The sequence below is a fragment of the Novosphingobium sp. B-7 genome (assembly GCF_000410615.1).
In the GTDB taxonomy this organism is placed as follows: domain Bacteria; phylum Pseudomonadota; class Alphaproteobacteria; order Sphingomonadales; family Sphingomonadaceae; genus Novosphingobium; species Novosphingobium capsulatum.
The window spans coordinates 1-17,546 of the sequence record NZ_APCQ01000793.1 but is presented as its reverse complement, the minus strand read 5'-3'; the positions used below and the strand labels follow the sequence as shown (position 1 = coordinate 17,546).

General features: G+C 62.4%; 16 protein-coding genes and 1 tRNA gene. 10 read left to right on the top strand and 7 right to left on the bottom strand.

All coding sequences use genetic code 11. The features are described from left to right. The 8 genes from H926_RS0109270 to H926_RS0109240 all read left to right on the top strand — a co-directional run. Positions 1-1,450 (top strand): tetratricopeptide repeat protein (locus tag H926_RS0109270; protein ID WP_022676044.1); only part of this gene is annotated, 1,450 nt, incomplete at its 5' end. A gap of 37 nt (positions 1,451-1,487) precedes the next feature. Then, positions 1,488-1,703: a hypothetical protein gene (locus H926_RS32375; protein WP_148291689.1), complete on the top strand. Its 216-nt coding sequence runs from the start codon at positions 1,488-1,490 to the stop codon at positions 1,701-1,703. A gap of 103 nt (positions 1,704-1,806) precedes the next feature. Beyond that, positions 1,807-2,178 (top strand): UrcA family protein, encoded by a 372-nt coding sequence (locus tag H926_RS0109265; protein ID WP_043608793.1) that lies wholly within the window; start codon positions 1,807-1,809, stop codon positions 2,176-2,178. Between the two features lie 399 nt (positions 2,179-2,577). Continuing rightward, positions 2,578-3,792, top strand: coding sequence for a helix-turn-helix domain-containing protein (locus H926_RS0109260; protein WP_022676042.1), 1,215 nt, complete (start codon positions 2,578-2,580; stop codon positions 3,790-3,792). 297 nt (positions 3,793-4,089) lie between these two features. Continuing rightward, positions 4,090-4,896, top strand: coding sequence for a hypothetical protein (locus H926_RS0109255; RefSeq protein WP_237741001.1), 807 nt, complete (start codon positions 4,090-4,092; stop codon positions 4,894-4,896). Beyond that, positions 4,893-7,832 carry a MobF family relaxase gene (mobF, locus tag H926_RS0109250; protein WP_237741000.1) on the top strand — a complete coding sequence of 980 codons (2,940 nt, stop codon included), beginning with the start codon at positions 4,893-4,895 and terminating at the stop codon, positions 7,830-7,832. The genes H926_RS0109255 and mobF overlap by 4 nt, the downstream gene beginning before the upstream one ends. A 64-nt stretch (positions 7,833-7,896) precedes the next feature. Then, positions 7,897-8,271 carry an antitoxin Xre/MbcA/ParS toxin-binding domain-containing protein gene (locus tag H926_RS0109245; protein ID WP_022676039.1) on the top strand — a complete coding sequence of 125 codons (375 nt, stop codon included), beginning with the start codon at positions 7,897-7,899 and terminating at the stop codon, positions 8,269-8,271. Continuing rightward, positions 8,243-8,962, top strand: coding sequence for an RES family NAD+ phosphorylase (locus H926_RS0109240; protein ID WP_022676038.1), 720 nt, complete (start codon positions 8,243-8,245; stop codon positions 8,960-8,962). Before H926_RS0109245 ends, H926_RS0109240 begins: the two co-directional genes overlap by 29 nt. 359 nt (positions 8,963-9,321) lie before the next feature. Here the strand turns inward: H926_RS0109240 and H926_RS32370 are convergent, their stop codons facing one another. Next, positions 9,322-9,933, bottom strand: coding sequence for a hypothetical protein (locus H926_RS32370; protein ID WP_148291688.1), 612 nt, complete (start codon positions 9,931-9,933; stop codon positions 9,322-9,324). 221 nt (positions 9,934-10,154) lie between these two features. Here H926_RS32370 and H926_RS0109230 point away from each other — a divergent pair, with 221 nt between their 5' ends. Together H926_RS0109230 and H926_RS32365 are read left to right on the top strand one after the other, a co-directional pair. Continuing rightward, the gene (locus tag H926_RS0109230) at positions 10,155-11,717 is read left to right on the top strand and encodes an ISL3 family transposase (RefSeq protein ID WP_028657795.1); all 1,563 of its coding nucleotides are present in this window, start codon (positions 10,155-10,157) and stop codon (positions 11,715-11,717) included. A 186-nt stretch (positions 11,718-11,903) separates the two neighbouring features. Next, complete coding sequence (locus H926_RS32365) at positions 11,904-12,470, top strand: sce7726 family protein (RefSeq protein ID WP_202804689.1); 567 nt, start codon at positions 11,904-11,906, stop codon at positions 12,468-12,470. Here the strand turns inward: H926_RS32365 and H926_RS0109225 are convergent. The 6 genes from H926_RS0109225 to H926_RS26560 form a co-directional block, all read right to left on the bottom strand. Continuing rightward, positions 12,427-13,512 carry a beta family protein gene (locus H926_RS0109225; protein ID WP_028657794.1) on the bottom strand — a complete coding sequence of 362 codons (1,086 nt, stop codon included), beginning with the start codon at positions 13,510-13,512 and terminating at the stop codon, positions 12,427-12,429. The two genes, H926_RS32365 and H926_RS0109225, sit on opposite strands and share 44 nt — an antisense overlap. 11 nt (positions 13,513-13,523) lie before the next feature. Further along, a complete protein-coding gene (locus tag H926_RS0109220) occupies positions 13,524-14,789 on the bottom strand; it encodes an XRE family transcriptional regulator (RefSeq protein WP_028657793.1) in 1,266 nt (421 codons plus the stop codon). Continuing rightward, entirely contained in the window at positions 14,786-15,241 is a 456-nt protein-coding gene (locus H926_RS0109215) for a hypothetical protein (RefSeq protein ID WP_202804688.1), read from the bottom strand. Before H926_RS0109215 ends, H926_RS0109220 begins: the two co-directional genes overlap by 4 nt. A gap of 333 nt (positions 15,242-15,574) precedes the next feature. Next, entirely contained in the window at positions 15,575-16,825 is a 1,251-nt protein-coding gene (locus H926_RS0109210; protein WP_022676033.1) for a tyrosine-type recombinase/integrase, read from the bottom strand. 167 nt (positions 16,826-16,992) lie between these two features. Beyond that, positions 16,993-17,066, bottom strand: a tRNA-Gly gene (locus H926_RS0109205). Between the two features lie 37 nt (positions 17,067-17,103). After that, positions 17,104-17,546 (bottom strand): thioredoxin family protein (locus tag H926_RS26560; protein ID WP_043608789.1); only part of this gene is annotated, 443 nt, incomplete at its 5' end.

The window sequence follows — 17,546 nt, the reverse complement described above, 5'->3', positions numbered from 1 at the left end:
GGCCTGGCTGGTCGGCGGCGCCACGATCGGCCTGGCGGCGGCCGGTGGCGTCGGTTGGTGGTGGCGGCGCGCCGGCGCCCATGCAGACAACAGCATCGCCGTCTTGCCGCTGACCAACCTCAGTGGCGATGCCGGGCAGGCGTGGTTTTCCGATGGCCTTTCTGACGAACTGCGGGCGCGCCTGGGCCAGACCGGGCTGTTTCGCGTCGCCGCGCAAGTCTCGTCCAACCAGTTCCGCGGGCAGGCGGTCGATGCCCGCAGCGTGGCGGCCAAGCTCGGCGTCGCCTATCTGCTCGACGGCAGCGTGCGCCGCCAGGGGGCGGCGATGCGCATCACCGTCGAACTGGTGGAGGCCGAGACCGGCCTGGTCAAATGGTCGCGGGATTACGACAGCCGGTTGAGCGATATCTTTGCAGTGCAGGGCGATATCGCCGCGATGGTGACGCGGGCGATCGCCGGCACGCTCAGCCCGGCCGCGCGTGCGGCGGTGCAGGATGCCGGCACCACCAGCGTCGATGCCTATGACGCCTTCCTCAAGGGGCAGGCGGCCTATCAGTCCGACATTGGCGCGGAAACCGACCATGCCGCGCAGCGCCTGTTCGACGCCGCGATCGCGGCCGATCCACGCTATGCCCAGGCCTGGGCCGCGCGGGCGAGCGCCTTGCTCGATATCGGCGCGAACTATGCCACCACGGCGCAGATGCGCGATCTCTATGCCCAGGCGGTGGCCTCCGCCCAGCGCGCCGTCGAACTGGCACCGCGGCTGGCCGTGGTGCAGTTGAGCATGGCCGACGCCCTGTTCACCGCGCGGCTCGATGCCCGCGCCGCCGCGCCGTGGTTCGCGCGGGCGCACGATCTGGGCAGCGAGGATGCCGCGATCCTGGTGCCTTACGCCTTCTTTGCCGCCAAGACCGGGCACAGCGCGCAAGCCCTGGCGGCCATCGACACCGCATTGCGGCTCGATCCGCTCAACCCGCTGGTGCCGCGCGCCAAGGGCCGCATGCTCTATTACGCCGGGCAGTGGGATGCGGCGATTGCTGCGGCGCGCCAGGCGCTGGGCATGAATGCGCAGCTATCGGGCGCGCATGGCGATATCGGCCGCGCGCTGGTGATGCAGGGGCAACTGGCGCCGGCCGCGGCCGCCTTCGCCCAGGAACCGCGCGCCGATGTCCGCCTTACCGGTCAGGCGATCGTCGCGGGCCGGCAGGGAAATCGCGCTGCCGGCAAGACGGCGCTGGCGCAGCTTCAGGCGCAGTTTGGCGAGACGATCATGTACCAGGTCGCGCAGATCCACGCGCAGTGGGGCGAGCCAGCGCCGGCCATCGCCGCCCTGCAGCGGGCCTACGCACTGCTCGATTCCGGCCTGTCGCTCATGGCGTGCGATCCCTTGCTGGCATCGTTGCGCGGCGATCCGCGCTTTGCCGCCCTGCGCGCGGCACTGGGTTTGTGAATGGTCCAACGGGGGCCGCAATCGAGGAGAGACGAACATGCGCGTTCTGGTCATGGCCCTGGGGGCAGCGGCGATGGTTCTGGCCCCGGCGACGGCAGAGGCCAAGCACCACCGCCATCATCATCACAAGAAAGTCCAACCGCCCCGCAACGGCGCAGCGCCGGGTCTCCCTGCTAAAAATGACGGACACGGGAAAAACGATGGCCATGGGAAAAACGACGGGCACGGCAAGAACGACGGCCATGGCAAATAATATGCAGGCGTGACGGCCGTCACGCGCAAGCGCAGGGCGGTCCGCGTAGTCAATTCCCTGTCAGGCACGCAGGCCTGGAAACACTTTGACAGGGGAAATGACCATGAACCGGACCGCCAACTTCGCCAAGACCATCGCGCTCTCGCTGGCCGCCGCGGCCACGATCGGCGCCATGCCCGCCGCCGCGCAAACCGCGACGACCGATGTCCCGCAGGCCCAACTCGATGTCGGCCACGTCGATTTCACCTCGCCCCAAGCAGTCAAGGCACTGGACGCGCAGCTGCGTCGCCTCGCGGCCCGGATTTGCACGCCTTACGGTGATGGCACCATGCACATGGCGACCGACGAAATGCATTGCTACAACACGGCGGTAAAGGCGGGCCTTGCCCAGATCGAAACCCGCCGCCAACTGGCCCTGGCCCGCACGCAGCAGACCACCGTTGCCATCAACACCGCAGCACGCCCCACGCACTGATCGCGCCGTCCCGCTCGACACGATGCCGTGGCACACATCTACTGCGCGAAAGGTGCAAGGCTTGCAGGAGCTACCGGGACGATTTCCCTTCGCTCGCACTGGCGCTGTGGCAAGCGTGGAGCGGGTGAAGTCTGTCAGCCGGAGACATACGAAATACTTCGCATAGAGGTATAGTATGTCTTTGTCCTGTTTTGTGCAGGATATGGAATGGCGTGGCGCTTGTCGACATTTCATGTCGAAATATGCGCTGCGTCGTTCAATTTATCCTTTCATTAATGCCAATCGTGGCGCTTGTAGGGCATTGGCATACTTCCGCAGACCTCCGCGGAATATGCTGCAATCCGCCCAATCCTGTGCTTTGAGTGCTTTCCTTGCCTTCGTTTTGGCGGGAGGGCGCGCATGAGCACGACCCTCACCCATATGGGCCTGCCTGCGGGCGTCACGCGCTTCGACCTTCTGCGCCTGTTCGAGCAGGTGGCCCGTCCCGGCTTTGGTCTGTCCTCCACTGCTGTGGTGCTGGTGCGGCACTATGTCCTCAAGACGATGGATGCCGATTACCTCAAGGGCCGGATCTGCGCTGTTTGGACGCAGGCCTGCCGCTTTGCCGAGGCACTAGGCATCACACCCCGCTCGATCAACTCGGCCGAGCGCGAGCTTGAACGTGCCGGTTTCATCATTCGCAACGCCGGCATCAACGGCGCGCGGGCTGGAGATCGACAGGACGGTATCATCACTTGGGCCGCAGGGATCAACCTCGCGCCCCTGATCACCCGCTACAACGAGTTGAAGGGCAAGGCCGAGGCGCTCGACCTGCAAGCGCGCGCCATCAGCCAATGCCGCGCCGAGATCCGTCAATTGGGCCAGCGCATCCGACACGCCTGCGATGAAGCCCTGCGCCAACGCGCCGAGGCCATCCTGCCTGGTGGCCGCACCGCCCGCATCACCAGCATCGCCCGCCTCACCGCGATCCGGGAGACTCTTTCCGCCATGCTCGAGGCCATCACTAGCGCGCCCGCGCGCGATCCCCGTGCACCAAAAACTTCCGACGCGCCGGAAGAAAACTGCGCACCCAATATACAAAACAACAACTCACCACGAAGGTGTAGCGCGCGGGACGCAGCGCCCGACCGGATCACCCCCACCGCTGCCGTCAGCGTCGCCTCACAGACCTATCAAGGGCTGGTCGCGGGTTTGGGTGGGGCAACATGGCCCAACATCGTCGAGGCCTCATGGCGAAGCTGTGCCCGCCTCGGCATTGCACAGAGTACCTGGGGCCGTGCCTGCCACCATTTCGGGCGAGAACGCGCAGCGCTTTGCGTCCTGCTGATCGACCGCAACGCCGAACTACCCGGCGACCACCGCTACAAGGCCCGATCCCCCAGCCGCTGCCTGTCCGGCATGATGCGCAAGGATCGAAACCAAGGCTTCAACCTAACCGGCCTGTTTCGGGCGGGGCAAAGCGATCAAGTTGTTGCTGAGCGTGATGGCCGCGTCGTGCCCGTCGATCCGTCCCAGCTCACCATCGAGGACTTCGGCAATGGCCCATTGGGCATGTTCGCCAGCAGTCTCCTCGCTCGCCTCAGCGCCCAGTTCGAGGGAGGCGTCGCGCAATGATCGCACCCCTGTTCCCATGGCGGCCTATCGGCCGGGATGCTTACCCCACAGGGGCCGGATTATGCTCGCTGCTCTCCAAGCATGCCCCTGTTGAGAGCGGCGGTGTAAGGCAAATCAGGCACACACCACGCTACCGAGTAGCATGGGAGCTATGCTGTGAAAATCGCAGAATTCAGCCATCCTATGCCCTAGATAGGCATCTAGGGCGGCGCAAAAAGCATGGGGTGACGGGCGGCAAACTGCCTAGACGCCGCCTAGGGCACTATGTTTGCGTATGTCGACCAGGCGACAGCTGACATGGCCCAGCTAAATGTCACCGTCGAAGAGCATATCCTGACCGCCGTGGATCGGCTCGCCTCGGATCGTCAGATGTCGCGGCCTGCGCTGGTGCGGGCGCTGCTCGATGAAGCCTTGGCGGCCGATGCCGTGGGGCGACCGCTTTTCGCGCCACCTGAAACGCCACCAGCCCCAGCGATTGATCCGGCCACGCTGATCGCCCTAACCGGACAACTCGACAAGTTGACGCGGCGCTTGAACGCCACGCTGCGGGCACATGACCAGCGCGACGAAGCATTGATGGGCCAGCATGCGCTGAGCACCGAAGCGATCAATGCGGCACAGCGGAATCTTGTCGAACAGATCAACCTCCGCATGCGGGATGGCGTTGGCCCTTTCCGCAAGGAGATGACAGCCCTTGGCGAGGTGATCGCCGGACAGCAGGGGGCGCTTGCTAAACTGCTGGTGCAGCACCGCGACGAGCTCGTCCGGTCTCAAGCCGAAAATGCGGCACTTGCGGCGATCAGCCGGGAGCTGACGCGACTGGATCAATCGGTGCGCCAGGCGCGTCCCAATGTGACGATCAAGCTGTTCGACTACAGCCGTGATTTCGAGCGCTGGGAACTGGCCGCTGGGGCAGTGATGGCCTTGTTTTTGGCATTCTTCGTGTTGGTCATGATCGCGCGGATCTTGCCCGACGATTGGTTTGCCGTGCCTGTTGGCCGGGCCATGTTCGGCAACAACCAGCATGCCGCCTGCGCCTTTGCTGGCGGGAGTTACTCCGGCGATGGCTCGTGCCGCAGCGGCAGTGGGAGGCCATGGCCATGATCTCGATTGGGGTGATTGGCAATGCCGCAGGAGCGGCAGCCTACTATGCCAAGGACAATTACTATGCCGGACCAGAAGCCGAAAGCATCGGCGAATGGTTCGGCAAAGGGGCTGACGCCTTGGGACTTTCGGGGCCGGTCGCGGCCACGACCTTCGAAGCTGTGCTGGCCGGAGACTTGCCCAACGGCAAGGAGATCAAGGCACCATCGGGCGCCGAGCATAGAGCGGGGCTCGATCTGGTGTTTTCGGCGCCGAAGTCACTGTCGTTGCTGGCTCTGGTTGGCGATGATCGCCGGTTGATCACCGCGCTGGAGGATAGCGTCAGGGCGACGCTGGGCTGGATCGAAGCCAATCTGATCGAGGCGCGCAAGTTCGATCCGACCTCCGGGTCGCAAATGCCGGTGCGGACCGGCCATATGGTCGCGGCTACATTCACCCATGACCTTTCGCGCAACCGCGATCCGCAACTGCATGTCCACAGTGTTGTGGCCAACGCTACCTTGCGTCCTGACGGTGCATGGCGGGCACTGAGGAATGACCCGCTCTACGATCAGCAAGCGACCATTGCGGCCGTTCACAATGCTGACCTGCGCGCGCGGGTTGAGGCCTTGGGCTACCACACGCGGCCTGCCGAAATCGGCCGCCATGGCCAGTTCGAGATCGAGGGTGTGAGTCGCGAGGCAATCCGGGCGTTTTCAACACGCAGCGCCGAGATCGATGCCGCGCTGGAAGCCGCCGGGAGGTCCGGCAGCAGCGCCGAGCGCGAACTCGCAGCCTTGGCTACGCGCAACACCAAGGATGCCGGGGCAACGCGCGAGAGTGATCGAGCTGAGTGGGCCGAGCGGGCAAATGCGATCGGCTTTGAACCAAAGGTGCTGGTGGAAGCCGCCATGGCGCAGGCCGAGCGGGGTCAGACGCTATGGACACGGGTCGTGCAGCAGGTGCGAGGCGTGGCGGCCAAGGGGGTGGCGATTGTTGAAGCCATGGGCTTGTCCCCGCAAGAACGCGATCCCTTAGTGCCGGAACGGGCCGGGTCTTTGACGCCGGAACAGTTCGCCGCCGCGCAGGCCGTTGCCGCAGGCGTGCGGCATATCAGCCAGACCGAAGCCGGATTCAGCCGGTTCGAACTCATCCGCGCCAGTCTCAATCTGGGCGGGCCGATCAAGGTTGCCGATATCGAGGCACGGGTGGACCTGCTTCACAACAAGGGCCTGCTGCTGGCGGATGCCGATGGTGTGATGATGACTACGCGGGGCGCCGTTGCTCTTGAACAACGGGTGCTTGATCTGGCGCGAGCTGGCCAAGGCCAGGGTACGGTTCTGGTCGCCCGACATGCCACGGCGGCGGTGCAGCAAGAGGCGCGCGAGCTGGGCTTGCGCCGCTTGTCGCCAAAGCAGGAGGCAGCCGCTGCACTGATCCTGTCGTCGAAAGATCGCATTGTCGGCGTGCAGGGCGTGGCGGGCGCCGGTAAATCGACGATGTTGCAGCCGGTGACGCGCATTGCCGAGGCACAAGGGCGCAATGTCGTGGCGCTGGCGGTCGGTGCGCAGATCGCCCATCAGCTGGGGAAGGATCTGGGCGTACCGTCAAACTCGGTATCCGGCTTCCTTTATCGCCATCAGGCGCTGCTGATTGATGATGGATTGCCAGACCTCAAGGAACGGTCGCTCCATGAGCTGTCCGGCTCGCTGATCATTGTCGATGAAGCCTCGACCTTGAGTTCGCGGCAGGCGGCGGATCTGATACGGATTGCCCATACCGCGGGCGCCGCGCGGCTCGCGATGGTGGGCGACACCCGCCAATATGGCGCGGTTGAAGCGGGTAAGCCGTTTTCCGATTTGCAGGAGGCGGGACTTGCGACCGCCGAACTGACCGACAATGTGCGTGCGCGTTCCGACATCATGCGAAGCCTCGCGCCGGTCCTCGATGCTGGCGACATGGCTGGAGCTTTCCGGCTTCTGGAGCCTGTCACCCACGAAGTTCCGCGCGGCGATGCGGCGGCGCATGCCGTGGCGCTCTGGGCGCAGCGACCGCGCGAGGAGCGCGAGGCCACGCTGATCCTGACATCCGGCCGTGCCTTGCGCGCCGAAGCCAATCGCGAAGCGCAAGCCTTGCTAAAATCCCTCGGCGAAATCGGGCAGCATGGCCAGCGCCTCACTGTACTCGACCGGGTGAACCTCAGCCGCGAGGAAGCGCGCACCATGGCGTCCTATCGAGAGGGCCTTGTCGTCCAGATCCGCACCGACATGCCGCGTCAGGGTCTGACCCGTGGTATGATCGGCACGATCACCAGCGTGACGCCGACGCATGTCGAACTGCGCCGGGGCAACAGCACATGGACGCTTCGCCCTGATCGTCTGGCGCGAAACCTTAAGGACGATGCGATCGGCCTGTTTGAGCGGCGGGACATCGAACTGCACGAGCGCGATCGCATCCGCTTCACAGCGAACAATCCTAAACATGGCGTGCTCAATGCCCAGACGGCGACGGTCGAGGCCATCTCTGCCGATAGGATCGTGCTGAAACTGGCCGAAGATCAGCGGCTTGTGCTTCCTCTCAATGATCCCGCCCTGAAGCGGATCGACCTTGGCTATGCCATCAACACCTATGCCGCGCAGGGCGTGACCACGACCCACGGCATTGTCGTGATGGATAGCCGCGAGAAGATGCTCTCCTCCTCGCGGACCCTCAGCGTGGCATTGACCCGCATTGCCGATCAACCGACGCTGGTCCTTGATAGCGCCGAGCGGTTGGAGCGCACGGTGGGGCGGCATGATGCGGGGAAAACCTCGGCGCTGGACATCTATCGCGCGATGACTGCTGCCAAGGAAGAACCGAAAATCGAGCGGAAGGAGTTGCAGAAGGAACGGAGAAGGGAACTCAGCATCGACAAGGAGATCGGGGCGCGGGAACGGGATTGGGATTTTGGAATGTAGAACCATAACGGTCTGGTCATTTGATTGACTGCGGTATATATCTTTCATTTGAAAGGATGCTGCCATGCCTGCACTCGTCAACCCGCAGCCTGATCGCGCTACCGCGCTGAGCGCCGCCATCGTGCGGATTGCCGAGTTCTGGTCGTTGAGCAACGCCAAGCTGGGCACCATCCTCGGCCTCTCGGCCCCCACGGTTTCGCGCCTGAAACGCGGCACCACCGAGCTCGATCCCGCCTCCAAATCATTCGAAGCCGGCCAATTCCTTCTGCGCCTGTTCCGTAGCCTGGATGCTTTGCTGGGCAGCGACGATGCGGCGGCCAAGCGATGGCTTGAAACGCCCAATCTCGACCTTGGCGGGAAGCCGATCGAGAAACTCGACACCATGCGCGGACTGATCGAACTGTGTGATTATGTGGACTTCTACCGCGCTCGCGTCTGAGCACCGGCCCTATCGCGGCAAGGTCTGGCGTCTGGTGGAGGGGCAGCATCGCATATCCACCAACCGCCTTGCCAGCGACAGCGCTACCCAAGCCTTGCTGGAGGAACTGGCCGAGGACGTGAAGCCGCAGGTGCCGGAAGCCGCGCGGCAGCTCCATTTCCTGCTCGCTACGCCGTTCCGCTATGGCCACCGCAGCGCCAGTCGCTTTCGCCGTGCCGATGAACGGCCAGGCATTTTCTACGCCGCTGAGGCTGAGGTCACCGCCATCGCCGAGACGGCCTATTGGTCGCTGCGCTTCTTCAGCCGCTCACCGGGTTTTATGCCGCCGACCACGACGGTGGAATACACCAGCTTCCATGTGAGCGTTGCAACGGATCGGGCTCTGGACCTCACGCAACCGCCTTTCGCAGAGAGGGAGGCGGATTGGACGGCGCCGGATGATTATGCGGCCTGCCAAGCCTTGGCGAGCGAGGCGCGGAAGGTGGATACGGCGTTGATCCGAACGCTATCAGTGCGTGCTGAGGGTGGGAGGTGCAATGTGGTGGTGTTTGATCCCGCGGCTTTCGCCGATGCTACGCCAGTGATCCACCGGACTTGGCATTTCCGGCATCAGGGTGGTCGGCTATCGGTGCTGGGGGCATTTCCGTCGGCTGAGCGGTATGAATTTTCAGCAGCCGGATTTGGGTTTTGAGCTACGTTGGCGTTCAGTGGCTGTCTGGCCATCATATTGAATTGCGCCTCCGGCCAGCGCGCTACCCTCGAATCCTGCACCACGTTCCCGGGGCATAGGCCTGAGCATAATTCAACCGGCCCTCGGCAAATTCATTGACTCTTAACCCCGCAGCCCCCATAAAGCCTGAGCCTACCTGTTCTCTTCATGCGGGTTGATGACACCTACCTGATAGGCATCAGTTCGCCCGAGTGACTAGACGAAAGATCGGAAAGATCGACATTTGGGTCGTGATCTGATCCGCCGCAGCAGTGAAGGAAATGCGAGGACTAGGCACCGGTTTCGCAAAAAGGGCAGCCTTCGGGCTGCCCTTTTTCATTTCAGATGAACCCATTCGGAAACACGTTGAGATGACTTTGGCCCGAGGCTTCAAACGTATCCCCGTGACAAGTTACAAAGCTTCCATACACCTTGGTAGGGTTAGAATCGTCATCCACATTGAAATGGCGTTGGCAATCAAACCGTCGGCCAAACCGGAAACAACTTGTATGCCAGCAGTGTTCCGCGTGAGGAGGTATACCATTTTCCGCTCTGGCATGTTGTTCGAGCCCGAAATGATACCACAATGGTCTGTCATCAACAAAATAAACTCGCTTGAATCGTTTTTGACGTTTCGGCCTAGCTCGATCGTTAATTTGAGAAATTATTGCCTCGATATCCTCTGCAAAGCCGACTTCCATCTTCAGTGTCGTCAGACGCTTCCTCAGCCTTTTCAATTCATCCGCCTCGAATATATCTAGCGGCAAAAGAAAGACTTTTTGGTTCTTCTGAGAATCAAACAGACGGCAGAAGTTTCCAAAGTGGCGGATTATAGGTGCAAGTGTAGAGTTGACCTGGTTCTGCATGACAGAGCCGGGATATTCAGGAATCTCAGCGATAAAGTATGCATCTTCATAGAATCTAACTAGATGGCGCGAATCTTTGTCGATCAATAGGATCACTGCATCCGCTGAACTAGCGATACGCCTCAGCCAGGTACCAAGCGAATCTGCGCTGACCTTCTCATCAATAGTGTGGAGCGGCGTGCAAAATTGACCCCCTTAGCGGGGTGATCGGCGTCTAAAATTGGGTCTGACTCAAATTCCGTGCAGATTTGACATTTCCGCGCTGTGTGCGGCCAACTGGATTGGGGGTCAGCAAGGAGCACACGTCAATGGCCTCGAAAGCATGGGACAGTAGCCTGCAGTTACCGGGATTGATCGTGGAAAGCCGGACTGTGATCGACGGAATCGTCGAGATGTCGGGCCGATTGGCGGCCGTGGGAGCGAATTGCCCGGATTGCGCGATGCCATCGACGTCTCTCCACAGTCGATATGACCGCATGCTTTCGGATTTGCCGGTCAGCGGCAGCATCGTCAGGCTGCGACTGTCGATTCGACGGTTTCGGTGCAAGCATACGCTTTGTCCAAGGCGCACGTTCAGCGAGCCGCTGGCGCCGCCGGTTGGCCGGCGATATGGCCGCAGGGTGGGTCGTTGCGACGCGCTAGTGCGCGCGGTGGCGGTCGCGCTGGGTGGTAGGCCGGGCTCGCGCATGATGGCGCGTCTGTCGGCGCCTTGGTCGCGCGACACGATGCTTCGGGTTCTGAGACGCAGCGATCCTGCCTCCGTGCCGCCGCCACCTGCGCGGGTGGTTGGCATCGACGACTTCGCTTGGCGCCGCGGCCACAGCTACGGGAGCATCGTGGTCGATCTCGAACGACGCGAGGTGATCGACCTGCTTCCCGATCGTCAGCGCGACACGGTCATCGCCTGGCTGCGCCAGAACCCGCAAGTCGAAATCATCTGTCGCGACCGTGGTCCGGGTTATGGTGCGGCCGCAAGCGAGGCGGCGCCGCAGGCACAGCAGGTGGCCGACCGCTGGCACCTGTTCGAGAACGCCTCGGCAGCATTTCTGGCGGCTGTGCGTTCGGAAATGCCATGTTTGCGGCGCGCGCTGGCGCCGACGGGGCCGGTCGATCCGGCGACCCTGACCCGTGCCGAGCGTATCCAGTGGGATGGCTACCAATTGCGCGAGGCCCTCAACCGCCAGATTATCGATCTGGCCGGGCAAGGCGTGCCGATCAGGGTCATGGCACGCACGACCGGCGTGTCGCGCAAGACCATCCGCAAGGTTCTGCGCGGCCAGCGTCACGACACCTTCCGCACGCGCCAGAGTTCGCTCGATGCCTGGTCGCTGACCCTCGAGGCGGAGTGGAATGCAGGCTGCCGGATTGGGGCTGAACTGTGGCGGCGGCTGAAGGCTTCCGGTTTTGGCGGTTCGCTGCGCGTAGTCAGCGAATGGGCGACCCGTCGTCGTCGCGACGAAAAACTTGGCCACACCGGCGGTGCGGGGCTGAGTGCACGGACCATCGCGCGCAGCATGACCACCGAGCGCGACACCGGATCAGCACAGACCGCCCTGATAAACGCGGTGATCGAAAAGGCCGTGCCAGCGCTGGTCAGCGCACGCGAGGCTCTCGATCGCTTCCACGCCATGATGCGCTCAAAGGACAAGGCCCGGCTCGATCCTTGGATCGCCATGGCGGCCGAGACCAAGCTTGCTGGGTTCGCTGCCGGCGTCGAAGCCGACAAGGACGCCGTTGCCGCCGCGATCTCGACGCCGTGGTCAAGCGGTCAAGTCGAGGGCAAGGTCAACCGCCTCAAGGCCATCAAGCGCCAGATGTACGGGCGCGCCAAAATCGACCTTCTCAAAGCCAGAGTTATGGCGCCAGCGTGACCTGGATTGCACGGAATTTGAGTCAGACCCAATATTGGGCGCCGATAGGGGGTCAGTTTTGCGCGCCGGTTGACAGGCCCGCGGATAGTGGTCCAGGCAGGGCCAGCGTAACATTGGCCGTTGCCACTCTGCCATAACCACGGCTATCGATTCGGTATGGCTTCGAGACCGCTTCGGGACAGTGATGTGCGGCAAGCCGCCTATCGGCGGTTGCTCACGCACGCCCAAGCTTGTCCTGACACCCTGGTCATTGACGAACTCGGCCTCGATCATGGCAGTTGTCGAATCGATATTGCGGTGATCAACGGCCACATTCGTGGCGTTGAAATCAAGGCGGAAGCCGACACCTTGGAGCGCCTGCCGAGGCAAGTGGCCGCCTACGGAGAGGTAGTCGACAAGGCCCTGTTGATCGTCGATCCCAAACATCTTGCGTCGGCCTTGACGATGGTGCCCGATTGGTGGGGCATCATGGTCGCAGAGCGCGGCACGACTCAAGGGGTGCGGTTCCGTCGCGTTCGACCGGAACGAGTAAACAAGGGCATCGATCCGCTCGTTCTGGCTCGTCTGCTCTGGCGGCCTGAAGCGCAGGCGATCCTCCGAAGCCTTGGCGTTTCGGAGCGAGAACTCCGCGCTCCACGCGCGACGCTCTACAAGATGTTGGTGGATAGGCTGTCGCTGCGTCGTCTCTCGCAGACTGTCCGCGAAACTCTCAAGGCCCGAACATCGTGGCGAGATCGGCCACCACTTTTGTGATGTGATGGTTCGAGCCGACCCACCGCCATGTGGAAAGGCTCCCGGTGCCGGCAATCCCGTCTCGACATTGCTCGATGTAGTCGCTGCCGGGCGAGAAGCCCGAGCCCAGAAAATGGGCCGAGCCTGTGATGGTGCCGCTGCATCCCCGATACTGCCCGAAGCCGTTGTCACGCACATTGACACCCTTGGCAATAATCCAGCCATCGTCGCAGGCATAACGGATCGTCGCCGAAGGCTTCACTTTCCTCATGTCCATTTGTGAGTACCCATTGGCGGCAATGGCATAGTCAGCAAATGTCGGTTTGCGGACGGTCTCGCCCAGAGCAGCCAGGAGCGCCCGGAAAAACGTCCATTCCCGCCGGGGCCAGAATTGGATCGGACCAGTGACCTCGGCCATGGATGCGGGAAAAGATGTACCCGCGAGAATGAGACTGCGTGCAGCCGCCATCACATTCGATGCCTGGATCGCGGCAGTGACGATGTTGATTAGCACGTCCTGTGGATCCCATGCTGGTGCTTCGAGATCGAGGACGGCATCGCAGTCGGCAATGGTCACACCGAGTTGCTGCAGCATTGTAACGACATTGGCGTCAAAGGCGGGATCCAGGGCTTCATCCAGAGAACAACGTAGTGCAACTCCGGTCTGCATCATCGCGTTCGCGGTCCTCACGGCCGAGCGATAGGCTGTGTTGTTGTCGAGCCTGATGACGGGGATAAGCGTCGCCCCCCGTGCGGACGCCTCCTCGCACAGGAATTGCATTGGATGCTTACCGTCCTGCATTACCTCAGCCGGATCCAGCAGGCCGCAGTCGAGCAGCGCAAGGCGTGTTCCCCATTTCGCACGAAAACGAGCGGCAAACTTTGCGAGGTGGTCGTCGATCGACTTCGAAGGAGTCCAAGTCTCGAAATCGAAATCGGGGGGTGTAACCTCGATAAGAGGAATGGTCCTGTCCTTCACGGCGTCCGGCAAGCGCAAGAGCGCCTGGTATTCACCCTGCCGCCATTTGAGGATCGGAACGTAGTCAGTGTGCGTGATCGGCATTTCGTCGCCCCTCAAAGTCCGAACTGGCGGCGAACTTCGCCATTGCCAACGAGCGTGCGAAACAGGGTGTAGTCATTCGCATCTCGCCGGATTCGGCCGGCGATCACTGCAGGTGCCACACCGAAGCGCTTGGCGTCGGCCACGACCGCCTTGTCGTTGCGGGTGAAGCGCGACACCGCAAGGTTCCAGTTAGCCTCCGGGATCAAGGCCTCTTGCGCAAAATAGTCGGCATCGTGCTCAACCTTGTCAGATGCCGGCGAATCGTTGTCGTCAAAGATCGCCGAAAATTCACCCAACCGGATGTGCAGCTTCAGATGGCCGATCTCATGGAGCAGCGTGAACCAGAAGTTGTCGAGCCGGTCGTGACGCAGGGTCATCGCGACGATGGCATGATGATCGGCTGACGCCAGCGCAGCGCCGTCAAGCAATGTGCCTGGCAAGTGGCGTTCGATCACCAGCGATATGCCTGCATCGCGCAAGTAGTCTGCTGCGAGGCGCGGACCATTGTCTTCCAGACTGAGCCCGACGAGGCCGCGCACCCAGTCCGCGGTGAGACGGTCCCGATCAAACGCCCGGTCCGGGGGATTGCGATCGGCGAGTGTCCGAACCCGCGCTTCCCAAGCGGCAATAGCAGCCTCATGGACTTGTCCGCTCGACCGCACCGACTTGCGGTGCAGGGCCATCGGCAAAAACTGCGAGTGAGCACCCTGCAGGAATGCCGGGATCAACTCGCCAGCAGCTTTCTTGGCCTGCGGCAGCGTGCCCGAGAAGTCCTCGAACCAGCCACGCTTGAACATTTCGGCGAACGGGAATGCCTGCCAGACTGACGGATCGACGCTATCGAGCTTTGGGCTGCCGAGCAGTTGGGCGCGCTCGACGATGCGCACGTTCAGCGCGTCGGCCACCTCGGTGAGGCGGTCGAGACTTGCCATCCGGTAGCGGTCGGATTCGTAGCGCTGGATCTGCTGTTCAGCGACGCCGAGAAAATCACCAAGATCCTTCTGGCTCATGCCGCGCGCGATGCGGGCCTGAATGAGGATATCGGGCAGATCGTGCAAGCTGTCCGCCGAGAATTCAGAGATTTTCCCCGCGCGGAGGTCCTCGTAGAAGCGCACTTCCTCCTCGAGTTCGTCGATCTGGCTGCGCAGCGCAGAGCGCTGCGCAGCCGCAAACGCTTCAGGGAAGTCGCTGCTCGGCGCCTCAAGCGCGGCAGCGGCTGCCGCCAGCTTCTCGACCGATGCCTTGGTCGACCTGTACTGCTTTTCGTTGGTGATCATGGCGTCGCTCCTTTCAGCGGCGCGAGCGGGATGCGGAGAATGCCCTTGGCCAGGCCCGACGACTTCTCGACCTGAAAAAAGTCGAGGAAGGGGGCGCCCGGCCCGTTGGGCATTCCGGCAATGAACATCTCACCGAGGTATTTTGCTTTTTGCGCTGCTCGCTTGTTGTCGAAATCGAGAAGGACTGGATCAAGCTTGGCCGGGTCGACCCCGTGATGCTCCCAGCAGCCATCGTAGTCGCCGGGGTGCGGCTTTGCGGTCACGAAGCTCCCATCAAGGTAGACGTAGCTGCATCCGGCAATAGCCAGGGCTTGGGCCATACGGACAAAGCCATCGAATAGCCACTTGCGATGCGGTGTGGTCGCGAAGCGTGCCTCAACCTCATCAAGGGTCGTATCGTGGATGCCGGGTGGCAGCACAGCCCAAGGGCAGGGGGAGCCCAACTCGATCAAGTCCGGTATCATACACACAACAATATAATTGTGTTGAAATGTTGTCGAGTCTGATTTTGCTTCTCCCGGGATGCGCGGGCGGCCCCGAAATCCCCCTAGGTCGCCGAACGAAGGAGGAGCGATCCACGTCCGCTGATACCACCCCTGACAAATCCGAAATTCAATGGCTGCAACGTTGTTGAGGAGCTGCCCAGCACGTCCAACAATAGATCGCGTTGGCGATCTTTCACTGCCCACCGTCTTATCGTTGCTTTTGTCCGCAGAAGAGGACCACGGTGGCTGCTGTGAGCGACCGACGCTAGTTTACGTCAACCGTGGCTCAACTGTATGCCATCAGCCGAGCGCTGTTTGCCCGAAGTTCGGTCGCAGCACCTTGGCGCCGTCGCGCAAGCCATCGAGATAATTCGACCAGTGCTGCATCATGCGCACGCGTTCATCCCAATATTGCCCGCGCGTGTAGGCGCGGCGCACGGCATTGGCTTCGACGTGGGCAAGCTGGCGCTCGATAGCATCGGCGTTCCAAAGCCCCATCTCGTTGAGCAGTGTTGCCGCCATGGCGCGAAAGCCGTGGGCGGTCATCTCGTCCTTGCCGTATCCCATGCGGCGTAACGCTGCATTGATGGTGTTGTCCGACATCGGACGATTGGCTGAGCGCAATGAAGGGAAGAGGTAAGGGCTATAGGCGGCGTCGTGCTCGATTTCGCGAATGATCGCGATGGCCTGCCTGGAAAGCGGCACGGCATGCGGCCGGCGCATTTTCATCTTGTGTTCGGGGATCGTCCAGACTTTGCGGTCGAAATCGAACTCCTTCCATTCGGCATGGCGAAGCTCGCCGGGGCGAACAAAGACATGCGGCAATAGGCGCATGGCGATGCGCGTCTGCAGGTCGCCTTCGTAGTCCTCGATCGACCGCAACAGGGCGCCGGCTTCCTTGGGCGTCGTAATGGCAGCACGATGCACGACCTTGAGCGTGACCAGCGCGCCGCGCAGGTCGGCGCAGACGTCGCGCTCGGCGCGCGCGGTCGCAATGGCAAAGCGGAACACCTGGCTGCAGGTCGTGCGCACGCTGGTGGCGGTGTAGAACTTTTTGGTGCGTTCGATCTTCTTGAGGGCCAGCAGCACCTCGTGCGCAGAGATCTTGGAAATCGGGCGCCTGCCGATGGCCGGCATGACCAACCCCAACTGCCATTCGTATTTCTTGATCGAAGCGGCAGCGCGCTCCTCGAGCCGCACCTTCTCCAGCCATTCGTCGGCAACGGCCTTGAAGGTGTTTGACGCCGCTACCGAATCTGCAATCTTGTTGAGCTTCGCTTGGTCGACCGGATCGATCCCATCGGCCAGCAGGCGGCGAGCTTGCAGCAGACGCTCCCGCGCATCGGCCAGCAGCACCTCAGGATAGCGACCGAACGTGATCGTGCGCTGGAAGTCGTGGAAGCGGTAGTTCATCCGCCAATAGCGGGTTCCACTCGGTTTCACGAGGAGGTACAGTCCGTCCCGGTCAGACAGCTTGTACGGCTTGTCCTTGGGCTTGGCGCGCGCGACAGATGCCGCCGTAAGCCCTGATTTTCCTGCTTTTTCGGCCATGTTGATGGACCTCCGACAGCGCAAATTGGCCGCAGGTCCATCAAGTGATCCATCATTCGTCTGAGATTGAGTGGAACATGTCCGGAACTGCCCGGAAATTATACCACCGAAAAACCGCAGAAAACAGCCACTTATGAGGCGCTTTGGTACCCCCTGAGAGGAGGCTCTGGAGCGGGTGAAGGGAATCGAACCCTCGTATTCAGCTTGGGAAGCTGCTGCTCTACCATTGAGCTACACCCGCTCGGGTGCGGCGCGATTGCCACAGGGGGGCGGGGCGGTCAACCGTCTTGTTTGGCGCCTGCGGCAAGGTCTGGCAGGGTCTGCGGGGTCAGCACCTGGGGCAGCTTGGTGGGGGTTGCGGCGCCCGGCGCGTACCACAGGTAGAGCGGCACGCCCGCCGCGCCCTGGGCTGTCAGGAAGGTGGTGATCGCCGGGTCGGCCCGCGTCCAATCGCCCACGATCACCTGCACCCCGGCCTTGGCAAAGGCCTTGGCGGTGGTGTCGCGATCGATCGCGACGCTTTCGTTGACCTTGCACGACAGGCACCAGTCTGCGGTGAAATAGAGAAACACCGGCTTGCCGCTGGCGCGTGCGCGATCGAGCGCGGCTTGGCTGAACGGCTGCGTGCCGGGCAGGCCTTCGCCTTGCGTCGCGGGCTTTGCGGCAAGCCGTGGGGCGCCGAGCAGAGCGGCGGCGACGAGCGCGATCGCCATCGGGGCCA

What these genes read in the sequence shown, in the direction of transcription:
- H926_RS32375 (WP_148291689.1), top strand. Translation starts at nt 1,488, where the DNA reads ATGCGCGTTCTGGTCATGGCCCTGGGGGCAGCGGCGATGGTTCTGGCC.
- H926_RS0109265 (WP_043608793.1), top strand. Translation starts at nt 1,807, where the DNA reads ATGAACCGGACCGCCAACTTCGCCAAGACCATCGCGCTCTCGCTGGCC.
- H926_RS0109260 (WP_022676042.1), top strand. Translation starts at nt 2,578, where the DNA reads ATGAGCACGACCCTCACCCATATGGGCCTGCCTGCGGGCGTCACGCGC.
- H926_RS0109255 (WP_237741001.1), top strand. Translation starts at nt 4,090, where the DNA reads ATGGCCCAGCTAAATGTCACCGTCGAAGAGCATATCCTGACCGCCGTG.
- mobF (WP_237741000.1), top strand. Translation starts at nt 4,893, where the DNA reads ATGATCTCGATTGGGGTGATTGGCAATGCCGCAGGAGCGGCAGCCTAC.
- H926_RS0109245 (WP_022676039.1), top strand. Translation starts at nt 7,897, where the DNA reads ATGCCTGCACTCGTCAACCCGCAGCCTGATCGCGCTACCGCGCTGAGC.
- H926_RS0109240 (WP_022676038.1), top strand. Translation starts at nt 8,243, where the DNA reads ATGTGGACTTCTACCGCGCTCGCGTCTGAGCACCGGCCCTATCGCGGC.
- H926_RS0109230 (WP_028657795.1), top strand. Translation starts at nt 10,155, where the DNA reads ATGGCCTCGAAAGCATGGGACAGTAGCCTGCAGTTACCGGGATTGATC.
- H926_RS0109225 (WP_028657794.1), bottom strand. Translation starts at nt 13,512, where the DNA reads ATGCCGATCACGCACACTGACTACGTTCCGATCCTCAAATGGCGGCAG.
- H926_RS0109220 (WP_028657793.1), bottom strand. Translation starts at nt 14,789, where the DNA reads ATGATCACCAACGAAAAGCAGTACAGGTCGACCAAGGCATCGGTCGAG.
- H926_RS0109210 (WP_022676033.1), bottom strand. Translation starts at nt 16,825, where the DNA reads ATGGCCGAAAAAGCAGGAAAATCAGGGCTTACGGCGGCATCTGTCGCG.